This is a genomic window from Magnetovibrio sp. PR-2 (assembly GCF_036689815.1).
GTDB lineage: Bacteria > Pseudomonadota > Alphaproteobacteria > Rhodospirillales > Magnetovibrionaceae > Magnetovibrio.
Genome location: NZ_JBAHUR010000003.1, coordinates 98,520 through 114,059 on the forward strand (window position 1 = coordinate 98,520; position 15,540 = coordinate 114,059).

Genomic DNA, 15,540 nt, shown 5'->3' on the forward strand with positions numbered 1-15,540 from the left:
AGCCAATTGAGATCATCTAAGACTCAGAAAATATGAGGGCTTTGGGTTGTCTGCCACGTCAGACACCGCACGCTTCCGCCCAGTTTGCAAACTGTATTGGACGGCACAGCAATCACCTGTTTCGTGGTATGGCGTTGGATGGTTTTCAGCGCCACATCGCTCAACCGATTGTCGAAATGCGGCATGTAGATGTAGTTGGGCGTAACCGTGGCGTTTACATTGATACCGCATGCACTGCCGGGTTCGCTGTCGTCCCAATCGGCTTCAATCTCGACAATCTTGATGCCGGGAAATGCTCTGTGCAATTCGTCAAGAACTTCGGTGCGAAATGGCTCGTCATAGCGATTGACGAACAGGGTGTTCTCTTCAACAAACATCACCATGCCGTCGCTGTGGGCCAACCAGTCGTGATCGGGCGGTAAAACGGCAACCTGGGTGGCATTCAGCAAGTCTTTCAACACGGCAATGCCTTGAGATTTCGTCAGGCCGTTGTCTTTCAAAAAACGTGTCGTTGTGATCACCCGTCCGGCGGAGTTATCGACGATATTGCCGCCGTCGAGGATGTACTTCGTCTTGGGAAAGTTCAGACCGTAAGCTTTGGTGAATCTGTTGAATTCCGTTTGAATGAAATCGGCTTCGGATTGATCGCCTTCGAACGAATGGGCGGTGTAGCGAAACTGAACGGGGATGTCGGGATTGATGGTGGTGTAATCGCGCGCCCAGATGTGTGGCATATAATCGATCACCAGAACTTCGTCAGGTACGCGTCCTTTGTAGAATTGAACGGTTTCTTCATCGACCACGACGCGCACGTCGTCATGTCCATAGACAGCATTGGCATAGGCGATGTCGAATTCCACGATGTCGTCGAAGACTTCGGCGTAGTCCGGATCGTCGTGGGTATCGAGAAGGGACGGGGCCGCGATGACGATCAAATGTTTGTCAGCAGCATGGACACCAAAGCCCATCATGCAAAGGATTAGGGGCAGCCACGCAAGTGTCTTCATGACTTACTTCGACTTCATCACCCACACGCCGTTCCAGTCTGCTGGATCTTCATCCTTCAGATGTTCGCAACGCTCAATATAGGTCTTGGATAACTGGTCGCCGGGGTTGGCTTTCAAGACGTCGTTAAACGATGTCATGGCCTTGTCCCACTCACCATGGCGATAATGGTTGCGCCCTTCGGTGAAGTAGCCCACACCGTCCATGAGGTTGGGGAAGGTCTCATCATTGTGGTAGTCCAAAACCTCATAGACACCCACGGGTTCCGTTTTGCCTTTCACAATCACGTCGTCGATATCGCGGATGCGATATGTGCCTTTGAGCTTGTGATAGGTGTATTCAGAAATCAGAATGTGAGCATGGTACTGCTTACACGCACTTTCCAAACGCGCAGCCAAGTTCACACCGTCGCCAATCATGGTGTAGTCCATGCGTTTGGGGGAACCGATGTTGCCTGACACGATGCTGTCGGTGTTCAGCCCCATGCCATGATCAATGGTCATCAGGCCTTTTTCTTTGCGCGTTTCGTTGTAGTCGGCCAAGCGGGTCATCATGGCAATGGCTGCGCGCACGCCGCGGTCTTCGTCATCATCATGGGCCATGGGGATGCCGAACGCGGCCATGATGGCATCGCCGATGAATTTGTCGAGCATGCCACCTTCTTCGGTGATGGCGTCGACCATAATTTCGAAGTATTCGTTCAAAAGCGCCACAGTGCCTTGGGCGCCCAATTCTTCCGTGATGGTGGTGAAACTGCGGACATCGGAAAACAGCACCGTCGCGGTGGTGTCCAAACCACCCATCATGTCGTTTTCGCCACCGGACATCATCTGGTCGGCCAAGGCCGGGTCCATATAGCGGCTCATGGTCGATTTCATGCGTTTTTCGGACGAGATATCTTCGATCATGACCATGGAGCCCAGCTTTTCACCCTCGGGTGAGAGCAGCGGTAAAATGGTGACGTTGGCAGATGTCGCTTCTTCGCCAAACTTCAGTTCGGCATCCATAAAGATGTCGGGTTCTCCAGACTCGCTGACTTTTGCGATCTTGTCGTTCACCCAATTGTTGTCTTCGACAAAGAACTCTTGGGCCGTTTTGCCGATGACGTCGTCTTCGCCGCCCAACTGCATGATCCGGTAACCCGCCGCATTGCAGGTGACGATCTTGCCGTCTTCGTTGGTGGTGACCACAGCGTTGGACATACTTTCCAGCATGCTTTCGTTGTAGTTCTTCATGTTTTGCACATCGCTGAACAGTTTGGCGTTTTCCAAACCTATGGAGATTTGTGCCGTGAAGGCTTTCAGGCGCTGTTCGTCTTCGTCAGAAAAAGGCCCGCCCTTTTTGTTCAAGACCTGCGTGACGCCGATGCATTTGCCTTCTTTGTTGACCACGGGGGTGCACAGGATCGAGCGTGTGAAGAACCCGGTCTGTTTGTCAAAGGCCGGATTGAAACGCAAATCGGCATAGGCGTAGGGGATGTTGATGGACTTGGCCGATGTGAAAACTGTCCCCGCAATGCCTAAGTGGTTTGGGAGGCGGATTTCAAGTGCGTCCAATCCCGCACCCACCATGGACCAAAGTTCATTGGTTTTTTCATCGTTCAGGAACAGGGTCGAGCGTTCCGCGTTCAACATGCGGGTGGCTTCACCCATGACCTTGGCGAGCAAGGCGTTCAAGTTGATCTCGCTGGTGACGTCTGAGACCACATCCAGGAATTCCATTTCCTGGGTGCGTTTCTTTTGCATACGTTCGACAAATTCGGTGCTTTGCAGCGCCACAGCGGCTTGGGTGGCAATGTCTTGCAAGAATTCCAAGTCGTCTTCGGTGAACAGGGTGTGTTCTTCGTTTTCTTTTTTGTTCAGAGATTGCACGACGCCAATGATGTCGCCTTTGACCGTCTTGATTGGTGCACAAAGGATCGAGCGCGTGCGAAAACCGGTCTGTTCGTCAATGGTGCGGTTGAACCGCGCGTCTTCGTGGGCGTCATCGATCAGCGTGCCTTTGCCCGATGAGAACACCCAGCCGGCAATACCACTGTCGTTGAGGATGCGGATTTCGCGGATGTTGGTGCCTTGGGCGACGCGGGTATACAGCTCCCCGGTTTCGGCATCGTTCAGGAACAACGAAGAGCGTTCCGCATTGGTTTCGCGTGTGACGATGTTGACCAGTTCGCTCAACACTTCGTCCAGGGTTTCAAACCCGGCCATGTGGCGTGAGATTTCCAGCAGCATGTCCGCACGCTGCAGGCGCTGGATTTCTTCGTCGCTGAGTTTGGTGACGTCGCGTTTGAACGCTTTGGGGGCAGCGGGTGCTGGAGCCTTGGCAGCGACCTTTTTCGCGGGCGCTTTTTTAGCAGCAGGCTTTTTCGCCTTGCCGCCGACGTTGACGGTCAAACCGGGTGTCGTTCCGTTCTGGGACGATGTGGTGTCGGCCATGGTGGTTCCCTCAAACCTTGGTTAAGCGTTTTGCTTGCGCAGCTCTTCTAGCTCGTCGCGCAGCGCTTGAATGGTGTCGTGCAGCTGCTTGTTCTCATCACGCGCTTCGCGCTTTAACTGCTCGATCTGGTCTTCGTATTTAAACTTCATGTCATCGGTTTCGTCGCGTACAGCCTGGATAGCCTTATGCAACTGCGATGCTTCATCTTTGCCGTCCTTCATGGCACCGTGAACGGCCTCGTCTTTGTCGAAGCGCAGGCTTTCCAGCTCGTCACGCAACGCACCGGCGGTGGCGCGGAGCTGTTGAATCTCTTGATTGGCTTCGGAAACGGCATCCTGAATGGCTTCGTCGCGTTCGAAGCGCACCTTTTCCATTTCGTCGCGAAGCGCCTGAATGGTGTTCTTCAGATGACGGATTTCCGTCTGCGCGACGAGCATATCGTCTTGGTCTTTTATGACGGTGCTCATGACCTGTCCACAATTCTTGTGATGCCCAGTGTATGATTTAACGCGAAAAGGGCCCTTTGCGCAAGTTAGAGACGTTTAAAAGCTTGAAAAAAGGCGTTGAATCGCTGCAAAGAGCTCAATTCGCCCCATGCGGTCCGGGTTCAGCTGTGTCCACGTCCACGTCTTTCGCTGTTTGCCCTTGAGCCACCTGCTGGGGTTCATTGCGCACCATCACCTGGTTGCGGCCGTTTTCTTTGGCTGCATAGAGGCCTGCGTCAGCGCGCGCCAAGACGGCATCGATGTCCTTGTCAAAGGCATGGCGGGACGCCACGCCGATGGACACGGTGACTTTCATGGTGCGGTGTTCCCAGGTCATGGCCAAGCTTTCTGTGTCTAAGCGAATGCGTTCGGCCAAATGTTTTGCCCCTTCGGTGTCGGTTTGGGGCAGCATGATGGCAAATTCCTCACCACCGACACGGCCCAGGACGTCCGGTCCGCGCAATCTGGTGCGCACCACTTTGACAAATTGGCGCAAGACCTCGTCACCACCTGCGTGGCCATAGGTGTCGTTGACTTTTTTGAAGTGGTCCAGGTCTAACATCAAAAAGCTGATGGGCTGTTTGTAGCGCTCAGCACGTTCGAGCTCCGACGTGGCGGCCTCAACAAACTGGCGGCGGTTTGCGGCGCCGGTCAAGCTGTCCGTGGTAGCGAGTTGGCGCAGCTCCTGCTCTAGCTGCTTTTGCAGGGAAATATCGATGATCACGCCGTTGAACACGATGTCTTCGTCGTTGATGGCCACGGGCTTGGAGATTCCGCGCCACCACTTTTCTTCACCACTGGGCATTAAGAAACGGCCTTCAAACGACCATTCGGACCGTTTCTCAAAGGCGTTTTTGACGGTGTCGAGGTAGCGTTCTTCATCGTCTGGGTGCAGCGCCAAGGCCTGCCAGTTGCGTTTCAGCTCTTCGGGTGAGACGCCGTAGATTTCTTGGCAGCGGGGGCTAACATACAAATAGCCGCGCTCGCCACTGCGGCGTTCGATCCACTGAAAGATCACGCCGGGCACATTTGCGGCCAAATCGCGAAAGCGGCGTTCCGATTCTTCCAAAGCCGCTTTTTCCCGTTCGTAAGCCGAAACCTGTCGGGTCAACTTTTTCACCAAGGAAAAAACCAACAGCCCTAGCCCGGCCATGACGGGGATGAACACCCAGCCAATGGCGATCAGGTCTTGGCCTTTTTGCGAAGAGGAATGCATCAAGACTTCGGCTTTGTCGGCTTGTTGACGCCACGCCCAGCGCAATTGGTCCAGCGCATTGGCCGCCATCCCCGGGGTGAGGTCGACTTTTTTGTCGATCTCAACGGGGGTAAGGCCTTGGGCTTGAAGCGCGGCAATCAATTCTATGTTGGTGCGAAACCGTTTGATGACTAGACCTAAGTTGTGCAGAGCTTCGTTTTCTTCCGGGCTCAAATCAGAAAGCAAACGGTAACTGTCCACCGCATTTTTGGCCTGATCCAGATCGATGTCGATCCACATCAAATCGTCATCATCGCCATATAGCAGATAATTCTTCGTGTGCATGGAAAATCCGGTGAAGCCCAGGTAGCGGTGGATCTGTGTGAGGTACGTGATCTTCTGCTCCGACACACTGTCGAAGCGTTCCCACGTTGCGCTCATTTCGTCAAACAGACGCACAGCGTTCGACCCCATCAGCAATCCCCCGGCAGCCGTCACCATGACCAAAAGGGCAGTGATGGCCGTGACGTGGCGCCAAGGCGTTGAAAACGGGGATTTGATGAAATTCCAGACCAGCATGAAGGCTCACAAGAGATTGAGGATTGGACATGCTAGGAAATGGTGGTTGCAATCACAAAAGAAGGTTTTGTGAAGTTTTGAACCAAAAACAAAGGCCCCGCTTCCGAGCCGCAGAGCTGGAGAAGCGGGGCCTGAGTACCGCTCAAGGAAAGGTAAAGCGGTGTTGGGCTTAGGTGTGTGTTAGAGAGGCTAACGGCCTTGCACTTTGGTTCCTTGCGATTTGACGCGAACCACTTGGGCTTTCTGGTCTTGGTTGTCCAGAGATGCGAAGTGCAGTGCGGCTTTGCTGGCCATCATTTGGGCCCGGGCTTTGGCGGGGGAGGTTTCCGCCCAGCCCGTATCGGCAAAGGCGTCTTCAGCGCCGATGACGCCGAGGGCCAATGCCAGCAGAGCAGCGGCGACAATTATCCCTTTCTGGGCTGTCACTAATATCATTCTGATACTGTCCATCTGAACTCTCCTTGGAACATGTTGTGTTGCGATAATCTTGTTATACCAAGTGCGATCAAGACAATCTGTGCGCTCCATCACACACGGCAATATAAAATTAACCATGTGTCTCAAAAAGGGCAGGTTCAGGACTTTGCTGGGGCAAAAGGATCAAGTCCTTTCAGCCACTTATTTCCAATTTTGTGATCGTCTAAGCCCAATGCCAAAGCGGCAATGATTTCGATATTTTCAGCTTCAAGGCCGTTTTGTGCCAGGCCGGCATAGAGCCCATAGCCCGCCCCGTTGGCGATTTGGTACTGGGGCTCGTACATCGGAACACCCGATTCCATGCGTGCATTGTAGGCTTCGCGGCACGCGCCCACGTCAACCGAGGCCACGGCACGGCAGCTCAAGGGGCGGACTTGGTGCACGGAACACGACCCGTCCTTCAGCAGCGGGCAGGGCAGGCGCTGCTGGGCGCGCTTATGGTCCGACTTGCCGCGCGTCACACCGTCGAGGTTTCTCACCTTTCCCAACAGGCCTTGCACATCGTCTTCGGCCCAGGTGGTTTGAATATGAGTGAGCAGCAACAGGACTTCGGGTGCGGACGCTGTCAGGCGGATATGACAGCAAAACGGGCAGCCCGCTTTGCAGGCGATGGGGGGCTGGGGCGGGAGGACGTCTTCGGCCTCGGCAATGGCGCGGTCCGCCCGCGCCAGGGCGCGCTCCGCCATGCGCAGTATTTTTTTGAGCGTACGCGGCTTTTTCGACGCGCGCGCCGCCTCACGCTTTTGGTCCAGCGTTGTGCGTTCAATTATTTTGGTGAGGTCCACGTTCATGCCCTCAGTTTTCCTCAACCCTTCTTCAAGGGCAACCAACTCTTTTCACGTGTGGATAACGTTTCCATCGCCAAAAATGCATGTTTTCGATAAACTCACACCATTCCATGGGGTAGGAGTGCTCATGTGGAGTAAGGACGTCCCCAATGAAGTCGCAGAAAGATAAAAGCCTTTCAGAACGCATAGGATTTTACCCGGATTTACAAGTCATGGAAATTGACCTGTCGGAGCTGATGTTTTCCGACTCGTCTGAGGTTAACCATCTCTATGACGCTATAGAAACGCGCGTCGATAAATCCAATCAGAAGTGGCTGTTTCTCATCAACTATAAAAATTGCACGATTCTACCCGACGCCTGGATCGCCTTTGCTCACCGTGGCAAGAAACTAAATTTGACCTATTCGTTGGGCACCGTGCGTTACGCCATTCCCGATCGCACCAGTTCGGAAATCTTGGAAAAGTCGAAAGAAGAAAACTTCGATCCCAACATGTTCGACAGCCGCGAGGAAGCGTTGGAAGCTTTGGCGAAGATGCGCGCTGACTTAGAAGCCAAAGGCATGAAATTCAGTGGCGGTGAGATAGCCTCTAACAAGCCAAAAGCTGAATCTCCTGTCCGCTTAGGGACCCACTTTCCCCGCCAAATTCATGTCCGTCGCCATCCTGTAAAGGTGCGCATCGAAGACGAGAACGCCAACTTTGTTTCCGGTTGTACGCTGACTTTGTCGTTGTTGCCGGGCGGCGGAGGCGATCAGGTCATCCCCATTACCGACACCGCGGAACCTTTGGCGTGGTATTACGGGACCCAAGACCGCGTCGTGCTGAAGCTCAGCCAAATGCGAGACGGAGCAGAGAAATTTCTCACCGCCATTCCTTTTGACGAAGGCTTGGATGAACCTATCGACATCGCTTACGTGATTTATGATGAGAACTAGCCCAAGGTGCAGGTCAATTATGCGCCCGGTACAACGGATAAAGCTGTTCGCTTTCCGCCTGGATGCGTTCCCAGACTAATGTGAACATCTCTTCCGTTTCTGCGGAAAAGGCGTCGTGGTCGTCAATGTAGAGCCCTTTGTGACTTGAAACGAAAGAAAATCTGTTGCTCAGGACGAGGGGTAATGTACGAAATATGATGAACAATCCTGTACGCGGTATAGACCATGAACCAGGGAACGATTGAAAATGGGAGACGTGTTATGGCGCTTTACACGTTCGATCAACGCAGCTTCGTGGGTGTTGAACACATCGACGAAGCCCATCGCCAAATTGCCGCTCTGTCTCAGGCCTTAAAAGACTTGATCGAAGAGGGAGCGTCATTTGACGAAGTGCACAAGACGTTCTTGGAACTTTCGAACGTGATGAAAGATCACTTTACTTGAAGAAGAAAAGTTGATGGCGGCTTTCCCGCCGAGCCCAGAAGCCCACGAGCATATCTCGCAGCACAAAAAGAACCATAAAACCTTTCGCGACGTTCGGGCGTATGCGGAAGGCAAGTTTAAAGACAATATGACGTCCAAAGAGCTCCCAAACGTGATCGACTTAATCCCAGAGTACTATATCGAAGAGCTCAAAGGACTGGATGGCGAGATGTCAGTGTTCATCAAGAACGCATGAAAAAAGGCCAGCCCCGAAGGACTGGCCTTTTGTTTTGGCTCCGGCGGTAAGATTCGAACTTACGACCGATCGATTAACAGTCGATTGCTCTACCACTGAGCTACGCCGGATCAAACATGCTTTGCAGCACGTCCTTGCGAGAAGCAGGCTGGAGGCGCGGACCGGAATCGAACCGGTGTACACGGCTTTGCAGGCCGCTGCGTAGCCACTCCGCCACCGCGCCATCCTGCGCCTATGACAAACCGTGGCTGAACAGTTGGTTTGTCTAGGGGAGCCGTGGGCTCCGAAGTCCTCCTCGCGAAGGCGCTGGAACATAAAACGCAGAAGCCGTCCGGGTCAAGCACCCGATTGCTGTTTTTTGTATTTTTTTTGAAATTCTGCCTAAAATTCACGAAAGTCCTGAAAATTCAAATCTTTAGTGATTGGGAAGGGGGCATGGAAAAGGTGGAAAATGGCACGAAATCGCCATTGTGCGGACCGCCGCCTCCGGGCTATAGTGCCTCGCAAATGGGGGCGGTTTCGAAGACCTATGTTTTCGGGGCCGATAAGATCGACGCTAAAACACAGTATTCCAAGTCCATGCCCTGTGTCGGCATGGCCTGAAACAGAGGGAAAGTCCCATGGATTTCGCGCAAGCCCGCCACAATATGGTCGAAGGCCAAATTCGCACCAACCGCGTGACTGACGCCTACGTCGTCGAAGCGATGGAAGACATGCCTCGCGAAGCGTTCTTGAGCGATGTATTGAAAAACCTCGCCTACATCGACGAAGACATCCAAGTGTCGCAAGGCCGCATTATGATGGAGCCGATGGTGCTTGCCCGCTTGCTGCAAGCTGCAGCCGTGGAAGAATCCGACGTTGCGCTGGTCGTTGCCGCTGCGACGGGCTACGAAGCCGCTGTGATCTCCAAAATCGCATCCGCCGTGATCGCCGTCGAATCCGTTGATGTCTTGTTCCAAGCCGCCAGCACCCAGCTTCATGCCGAGGGTGCCGATACCGTTTCCATGACCAAGGGCGACATCACAACCGGCGCACCGGACCAAGGCCCGTTCGACGTCATCTTGGTGAACGGCGCTGTTGAAGAGCTACCGAGCACTTTGGCCGATCAACTGGTCGATGGTGGCCGTTTGGTCTATGTCAAAGTTGCCAAAGGGACCGGGAAAGCCATGTTGGTGACAAAAACCGATGGTGTGATTTCCGAAAATGAGCTGTTCGACGCCAACGTTCCCGCGTTGCCGGAATTTGCCAAAAAGCCCGAATTCAGCTTCTAAGGCGCTCCAATACCAAACGCTTTTTGTCCCCTCAGCGAAAAACTTCCTGAGGAGACTTGCATTCCTGCCCCATAAGAATTATCTAATATACAAATAGGAGCGGCGGGTTACCTCGAACCGCTTCACCCCGAACCCAATAAAAAGAATTTGGAGCAGATCCCCCATGTCTTTGCCCATCGAAATCGACGCCCACGGTTTGCGTCAAATCCAAGAGCAAAACAAAAAAGCTGCCTTTATCGACGTGCGGATGCCTTGGGAAGTGGCTCAAGCCCCAGCCGGCGACAGCCCGAATATTCCGTTGAATCAATTGCCTCAGCACTTGGATCAATTGCCGGACGCCGAGCACTTGGTGATCATCTGTGCCCACGGCAATCGTTCATTGATGGCAGCGCACTGGCTGCGCCAAAACGGCTTTGAAGCGGCCCAGTCTTTGATGGGTGGAATGGCGTCCTGGCGACGCTTCGAAGAGATGGCCGCCTAAGGCGGACAATTCATCATATTCCAAATACTTATAGCGCGAACAGGCTATGGTTTTCGTCTTGGTCAATGTATAGTGTTGCCAACGAATCAACTGATTCTTGCCCCTAATTTGGTCGTGAAAAGATAGAAGCAATGTTCAAAAACACTGTATCGCGTTTGGCGCTGGTGAGCGCAGCCCTGTTGGCTGTAAGCCCCGCGTCGGCAGAAACTTTGCAAGAAGCCCTGTCGAAGGCCTATGCAACGAACCCGTCGCTGCAGTCGGCCCGCGCGACATTGCGCGCAACGGACGAAGGTGTCGCCCAAGCCATTTCGGGCTGGCGTCCATCTTTGTCCGTGGAAGCGTATTCTTCGGTGAAGAACCAAGAGACCAACACCAGTAGTGGCAAAGTCAACACCAACCCGAAATACCTTGGCTTGACCTTGAGCCAGTCTATCTATGCCGGCGGGACGACGATGGCTGGCATCGAAGCTGCCGAAAGCGATGTCTATGCCCAGCGCGCCCGTTTGGTGACACAAGAACAGACTGTGCTTTTGAATGCGGCTTCAGCTTACCTCAATGTCTTGCGCGACCAAGCGGTGCTTGAGCTTAATGTGAAGAACGAAGAAGTTCTGTCCAGTCAGCTCGATGCCACACGCGACCGCTTCAACGTCGGTGAAATCACCCGCACAGATGTTCACCAAGCCGAATCGCGTCTGGCCGGTGCAACCGCTGACCGCATTCAAGCCGAAGGCGATTTAAAAACGTCCCGCGCCACGTATGCCAATTTGATCGGTGATGCACCCGCCACGTTGGACACGCCAATTTTGGCGCTGCCCTTGCCCGAAAGCTTGGAAGACGCTTTGGCGTTGGCCGAAACGAATAACCCAAGCGTTATCGCGGCGGACTTCGACTACAAATCTGCATCAGCTGACATCAACAGCAACAAAGGCGAGTTGTTGCCCAGCCTGGATTTGTCCGGCACCGCATCGCGCTCTTTGGAAACAGCGTCGAAAGGTTACTGGGCCAATGCCGCAGAAGCCAAGCTGACCTTAAGTGTGCCGCTGTACCAAAGCGGTTCGGTCTATTCGCAATTGCGTGCCGCCCGTCAAACCGCCGCCGCGAGCCGCTTGGATTTGGACCAAACGCGTCGCGATGTGGCTGAAGAAGTGCGCACCGCGTGGGAGACTTTGGCGTCCACTCAAGCGCGAATCGAAGCCATCAAATCCCAGGTTTTGGCAGCTGAAACCGCTCTCGAAGGGGTGCAACGCGAAGCCAGCGTGGGGTCGCGCACGGTGCTCGATGTGCTGGATGCAGAGCAAGAATTGTTAGATGCACGGGTAAATCTCGTTAAATCTCAAAGGGATGAGACTGTAGCAGAACTGACACTTCTTTCATCAATTGGTAACCTTACCGCAGCTAACATGAACCTCGCAGTGGATTTCTATGATGCACAAGGGCATTATCAAGATGTTCGGAACAAATGGTTCGGGGGTCGTATTGAGGACGATGGTTCTCAATAAGTTACAGTCGAACCCGGTCAAGTACCCTGGGGGATAAGCGAGCTTTTCATGAGCGAAGACGCGCAAGGACAAAACGGCGAAGAGCCATCGATGGAGGACATCCTAGCCTCCATCCGCCGTATCCTGTCAGAGGATGGCGAGGAAGAGGAGGCTCCGGCTGCTGAAGCTGCACCGGAACCAGAACCAGAGATGGATATGGCCGCCGCCATGGAAGAGATGGCGGCTGAGCCGGAACCGGAACCCGAACCAGAACCCGAGATGGATATGGCTGCCGCCATGGAAGAGATGGCGCCAGAACCCGAGCCCGAGCCCGAGCCCGAACCGGAGCCAGAGCCAGAGCCCGCACCAGAACCCGAGCCCGAGCCAATTATCGAGCTGGCCGATCCGGAGCCCGAGCCGGAGCCCATTCCAGAGCCAGAGCCTATCCCAGAACCGGAACCAGTGCCTATACCGGCACCTGAGCCTGTGGTCGTCGCACCGCCACCACCGCCGCCTCCACCGCCGCCGCCGCCGCCTCCACCCCCACCGCCGCGCCCGGGTGGGGAGCCGGACATTTCTTCGATCCTGGATTTGACCGAAGAAATGATCACGACGCTGCCCGAAGGCACGGACATTCAGCAGTCCATCATGTCCATGGGGGCCTACAATGCCTCCACCGATGTGCTGTCGGACCTGGCCCGTGCGATATTGAGCCAGCGCGAACTGCAAGTTGGCGGCTCGGACGTAACGCTTGAAGGTATGGTGCGCGAAATGATGCGTCCGCTGCTCAAAGAGTGGCTGGACCAAAACCTGCCGTACTTGATTGAGCGTTTGGTCAAAAAAGAAATCGATCGCATGATCAACCGGGCGGAACGCCTCGAAGAATAAAGTTGCAAAACTCTCAAACAAAACGCCGCCTGGGCTTTCCTGGGCGGCGTTTTTGCTATAGAAACCAAAGCTTACAGATACTTTTCAGTCACGGACGGCAATCACATGTCTTTGGATAAAACTTACACCCCCGCGGACGTTGAACAACGCATCTACGAACAGTGGGAAAACTCAGGCGCTTTTGCTTGCGGCAAAGCTGAAGCCCAAGACGCTTACACCATCGTTATTCCGCCGCCCAACGTGACCGGCAGCCTGCACATGGGCCATGCGCTGAACAACACGCTGCAAGACATTCTGGTGCGCTACAACCGTATGAAGGGCAAAGACACCCTGTGGCAGCCCGGCACCGATCACGCGGGTATTGCGACCCAAATGGTGGTCGAACGCCAGATGGAAGCGGAAAAGCTCACCCGCCATGATTTGGGCCGTGACAAGTTCATCGAACGCGTATGGGACTGGAAAGCTGAATCTGGTGGCACCATCACCCGCCAGCTGCGCCGTTTGGGCGCATCGTGCGACTGGGACCGCGAACGCTTCACCATGGACGAAGGTTTGTCCAAGGCCGTGCAGAAAGTCTTTGTCGAGCTGCACAAACAAGACCTGATTTATCGCGATAAGCGCTTGGTGAACTGGGATCCGTTGCTGCACACCGCGATTTCCGATTTAGAAGTCGAAAACAAAGAGCAAAACGGCAAGATGTGGTACTTCAAGTATCCCATCGAAGGCCGCGACGGCGAGTTTATGACCGTCGGCACAACGCGCCCCGAAACCATGCTGGGCGATACCGGTGTGGCGGTGCACCCTGATGACGAACGCTATACCGATTTGGTTGGCAAGAACGTCGTCTTGCCTTTGGTTGGGCGTGTCATTCCCATCGTGTCTGACGAGTACGCCGACCCTGAAAAGGGCTCGGGCGCTGTGAAGATCACGCCGGCACACGACTTCAATGACTTCGAAGTTGGCCGCCGTTGCAAGCTGGATGTCATCAACGTTTTGGATTTGAACGCCGCCATTATCGGCGATGCGGACGACGCCAACGCGGTCGGCATTCCCGAACACCTGCAAGGCCTGGACCGCTTCGAAGCGCGCGACGCCATCGTCAAGGAAATGGAAGGCTTGGGCCTTTTGGAAAAGGTCGACGAAAACCCCATGACGGTGCCCTACGGCGACCGCTCCGGCGTTGTCATCGAACCTTGGCTTTTGGATCAATGGTTTGTGGACGCAAAGAAGCTCGCCGTCGAAGCCATCAAAGCGGTGGAAGACGGGCGCACCACGTTCCACCCGAAACAATACGAAAATCTCTACTTTGAATGGATGCGCAACATCCAGCCGTGGTGTGTGTCGCGTCAAATCTGGTGGGGACACCAAATCCCGGCGTGGTATGGCCCGGACGGCCATCCGTTCGTGGAATACACCGAAGACGACGCCCTGGCCGCGGCTAAGGACCACTACGGTGTCGAAACGGCGCTGACGCGTGACCCGGATGTGTTGGACACGTGGTTCTCATCCGCGCTCTGGCCGTTCTCGACATTGGGCTGGCCGGACGAAACGCCGGAAGTGGCACGTTATTACCCGACCGATTGTTTGGTCACGGGCTTTGACATCATCTTCTTTTGGGTGGCGCGGATGATGATGATGGGGCTGCACTTCATGGACGAAGTGCCGTTCAAAGACGTCTACATCCACGCCCTGGTCCGCGATGAAAAGGGCCAGAAGATGTCCAAGTCCAAGGGTAACGTCATGGACCCGCTGGAACTGATCGATCAGTTCGGCGCCGATGCTGTGCGCTTCACCATGACGTCGCAAGCCGTTCAAGGGCGCGACGTGAAGCTGTCCGTCAGCCGCATTGAAGGCTATCGCAACTTTGTCACCAAAATCTGGAACGTTGCCCGCTTTGCCGAAATGAACGAATGCAAGCCGGTCGCCGACTTCGACCCATCATCTGTGAAGCTGACGGTGAACCGCTGGATTATTGCCAAAGCGTCCGAGGCGGCCGTGAAGATCGAAACGGCCATCAATGGCTATCGTTTCAACGAAGCCGCAGATGCGGGCTATCACTTCACCTGGGGCACGTACTGTGCGTGGTATACGGAATTCACCAAACCTATTTTGAACGGTGACGACGAAGCGGCCAAAGCCGAAACCCGCGCGACCATGGCCTGGGTTCTGGACCAAATTTTGCTGATGCTGCATCCGATCATGCCCTATGTGACCGAAGAGCTGTGGGCCAACATCGCCGACCGTGACGGTCAATTGATGTTGCAAGCGTGGCCGGACCTAAACGGTCTGGACGCTGCAGACGCCGAAGCCGAAATGGATTGGGTGGTGCGTTTGATCTCCGGCGTGCGTGGCGTGCGTTCGGAAATGAACGTCGAGCCCAAAGCCAAACTGACGCTGCGCTTGAAAGACGCGTCTGCTGAAACCTTGGCGCGCTTGGAGACGCACAAAGATTTGATCCACACCATGGCGCGGATTGAAGATTCGGCTGCTCTTGAAGGCGACGTGGAGAAGGGCTCTGTCTCAACCATCCTGGACGAAGCCACCGTGGTTCTGCCCCTGTCCGGCATCATCGATGTGGATGCGGAAAAAGCGCGTTTGGACAAAGAGATCAAAAAGCTCGCGCCTGAGATTATGAAGTACGAGAAAAAGCTCTCCAACGAAGGCTTCTTGGCCAAAGCACCAGCCGAAGTCGTCGAAGAACAACGCGAACGCTTAGAAGGCATGAAAGCCGAACGGGCGAAGCTGGACGAAGCCTTGGCGCGATTGGCTGATCTGTAAGTCAATACCTCAATCCTACTTGCTATCGGGCAGCCCTTATGGAAGGGTTGCCCGATATGTTTTTG

15 protein-coding genes and 2 tRNA genes are annotated in these 15,540 nt (G+C 54.5%); 9 read left to right on the forward strand and 8 right to left on the reverse strand.

Features of this window, described 5'->3' with window-relative positions; genetic code table 11:
• Positions 1-23: 23 nt before the first annotated feature.
• The 6 genes from V5T82_RS05280 to V5T82_RS05305 all read right to left on the reverse strand — a co-directional run bounded on the left by V5T82_RS05280 (position 24) and on the right by V5T82_RS05305 (position 6,968).
• On the reverse strand, positions 24-1,007 hold the full coding sequence (locus V5T82_RS05280; protein ID WP_332894564.1) for an agmatine deiminase family protein: 984 nt from the start codon (positions 1,005-1,007) through the stop codon (positions 24-26).
• A 3-nt stretch (positions 1,008-1,010) separates the two neighbouring features.
• Positions 1,011-3,440: a GAF domain-containing protein gene (locus V5T82_RS05285; protein WP_332894565.1), complete on the reverse strand. Its 2,430-nt coding sequence runs from the start codon at positions 3,438-3,440 to the stop codon at positions 1,011-1,013.
• 21 nt (positions 3,441-3,461) lie between these two features.
• Complete coding sequence (locus V5T82_RS05290) at positions 3,462-3,908, reverse strand: hypothetical protein (RefSeq protein ID WP_332894566.1); 447 nt, start codon at positions 3,906-3,908, stop codon at positions 3,462-3,464.
• A gap of 115 nt (positions 3,909-4,023) precedes the next feature.
• Positions 4,024-5,700 carry a diguanylate cyclase gene (locus V5T82_RS05295; protein WP_332894567.1) on the reverse strand — a complete coding sequence of 559 codons (1,677 nt, stop codon included), beginning with the start codon at positions 5,698-5,700 and terminating at the stop codon, positions 4,024-4,026.
• 189 nt (positions 5,701-5,889) lie between these two features.
• Positions 5,890-6,150, reverse strand: coding sequence for a hypothetical protein (locus V5T82_RS05300; RefSeq protein ID WP_332894568.1), 261 nt, complete (start codon positions 6,148-6,150; stop codon positions 5,890-5,892).
• A gap of 125 nt (positions 6,151-6,275) precedes the next feature.
• Positions 6,276-6,968, reverse strand: coding sequence for a YkgJ family cysteine cluster protein (locus V5T82_RS05305; protein ID WP_332894569.1), 693 nt, complete (start codon positions 6,966-6,968; stop codon positions 6,276-6,278).
• Between the two features lie 146 nt (positions 6,969-7,114).
• On the opposite strand from V5T82_RS05305, the gene V5T82_RS05310 reads away from it, so the two are divergent.
• The 3 genes from V5T82_RS05310 (at position 7,115) to V5T82_RS05320 (ending at position 8,579) form a co-directional block, all read left to right on the forward strand.
• On the forward strand, positions 7,115-7,900 hold the full coding sequence (locus tag V5T82_RS05310; RefSeq protein WP_332894570.1) for a hypothetical protein: 786 nt from the start codon (positions 7,115-7,117) through the stop codon (positions 7,898-7,900).
• A gap of 261 nt (positions 7,901-8,161) precedes the next feature.
• Positions 8,162-8,344, forward strand: coding sequence for a hemerythrin domain-containing protein (locus tag V5T82_RS05315; RefSeq protein WP_332894571.1), 183 nt, complete (start codon positions 8,162-8,164; stop codon positions 8,342-8,344).
• 13 nt (positions 8,345-8,357) lie between these two features.
• Positions 8,358-8,579 (forward strand): hypothetical protein, encoded by a 222-nt coding sequence (locus tag V5T82_RS05320; protein WP_332894572.1) that lies wholly within the window; start codon positions 8,358-8,360, stop codon positions 8,577-8,579.
• A gap of 35 nt (positions 8,580-8,614) precedes the next feature.
• Here V5T82_RS05320 and V5T82_RS05325 read toward each other — a convergent pair.
• Both V5T82_RS05325 and V5T82_RS05330 read right to left on the reverse strand, forming a co-directional pair.
• Positions 8,615-8,689, reverse strand: a tRNA-Asn gene (locus V5T82_RS05325).
• Positions 8,690-8,728: 39 nt separating this feature from the next.
• Positions 8,729-8,802, reverse strand: a tRNA-Cys gene (locus V5T82_RS05330).
• A gap of 53 nt (positions 8,803-8,855) precedes the next feature.
• Between V5T82_RS05330 and V5T82_RS05335 the strand changes: the two genes are divergently transcribed.
• The 6 genes from V5T82_RS05335 to V5T82_RS05360 all read left to right on the forward strand — a co-directional run bounded on the left by V5T82_RS05335 (position 8,856) and on the right by V5T82_RS05360 (position 15,475).
• Positions 8,856-9,182 carry a hypothetical protein gene (locus V5T82_RS05335; protein WP_332894573.1) on the forward strand — a complete coding sequence of 109 codons (327 nt, stop codon included), beginning with the start codon at positions 8,856-8,858 and terminating at the stop codon, positions 9,180-9,182.
• Between the two features lie 17 nt (positions 9,183-9,199).
• Positions 9,200-9,850: a protein-L-isoaspartate O-methyltransferase family protein gene (locus V5T82_RS05340; RefSeq protein WP_332894574.1), complete on the forward strand. Its 651-nt coding sequence runs from the start codon at positions 9,200-9,202 to the stop codon at positions 9,848-9,850.
• 163 nt (positions 9,851-10,013) lie between these two features.
• Positions 10,014-10,331, forward strand: coding sequence for a rhodanese-like domain-containing protein (locus V5T82_RS05345; RefSeq protein WP_332894575.1), 318 nt, complete (start codon positions 10,014-10,016; stop codon positions 10,329-10,331).
• A gap of 131 nt (positions 10,332-10,462) precedes the next feature.
• Positions 10,463-11,830, forward strand: coding sequence for a TolC family outer membrane protein (locus V5T82_RS05350; RefSeq protein ID WP_332894576.1), 1,368 nt, complete (start codon positions 10,463-10,465; stop codon positions 11,828-11,830).
• A 48-nt stretch (positions 11,831-11,878) separates the two neighbouring features.
• Positions 11,879-12,697, forward strand: coding sequence for a DUF2497 domain-containing protein (locus V5T82_RS05355; protein WP_332894577.1), 819 nt, complete (start codon positions 11,879-11,881; stop codon positions 12,695-12,697).
• 105 nt (positions 12,698-12,802) lie between these two features.
• A complete protein-coding gene (locus V5T82_RS05360) occupies positions 12,803-15,475 on the forward strand; it encodes a valine--tRNA ligase (protein WP_332894578.1) in 2,673 nt (890 codons plus the stop codon).
• Positions 15,476-15,540 lie beyond the last annotated feature (65 nt).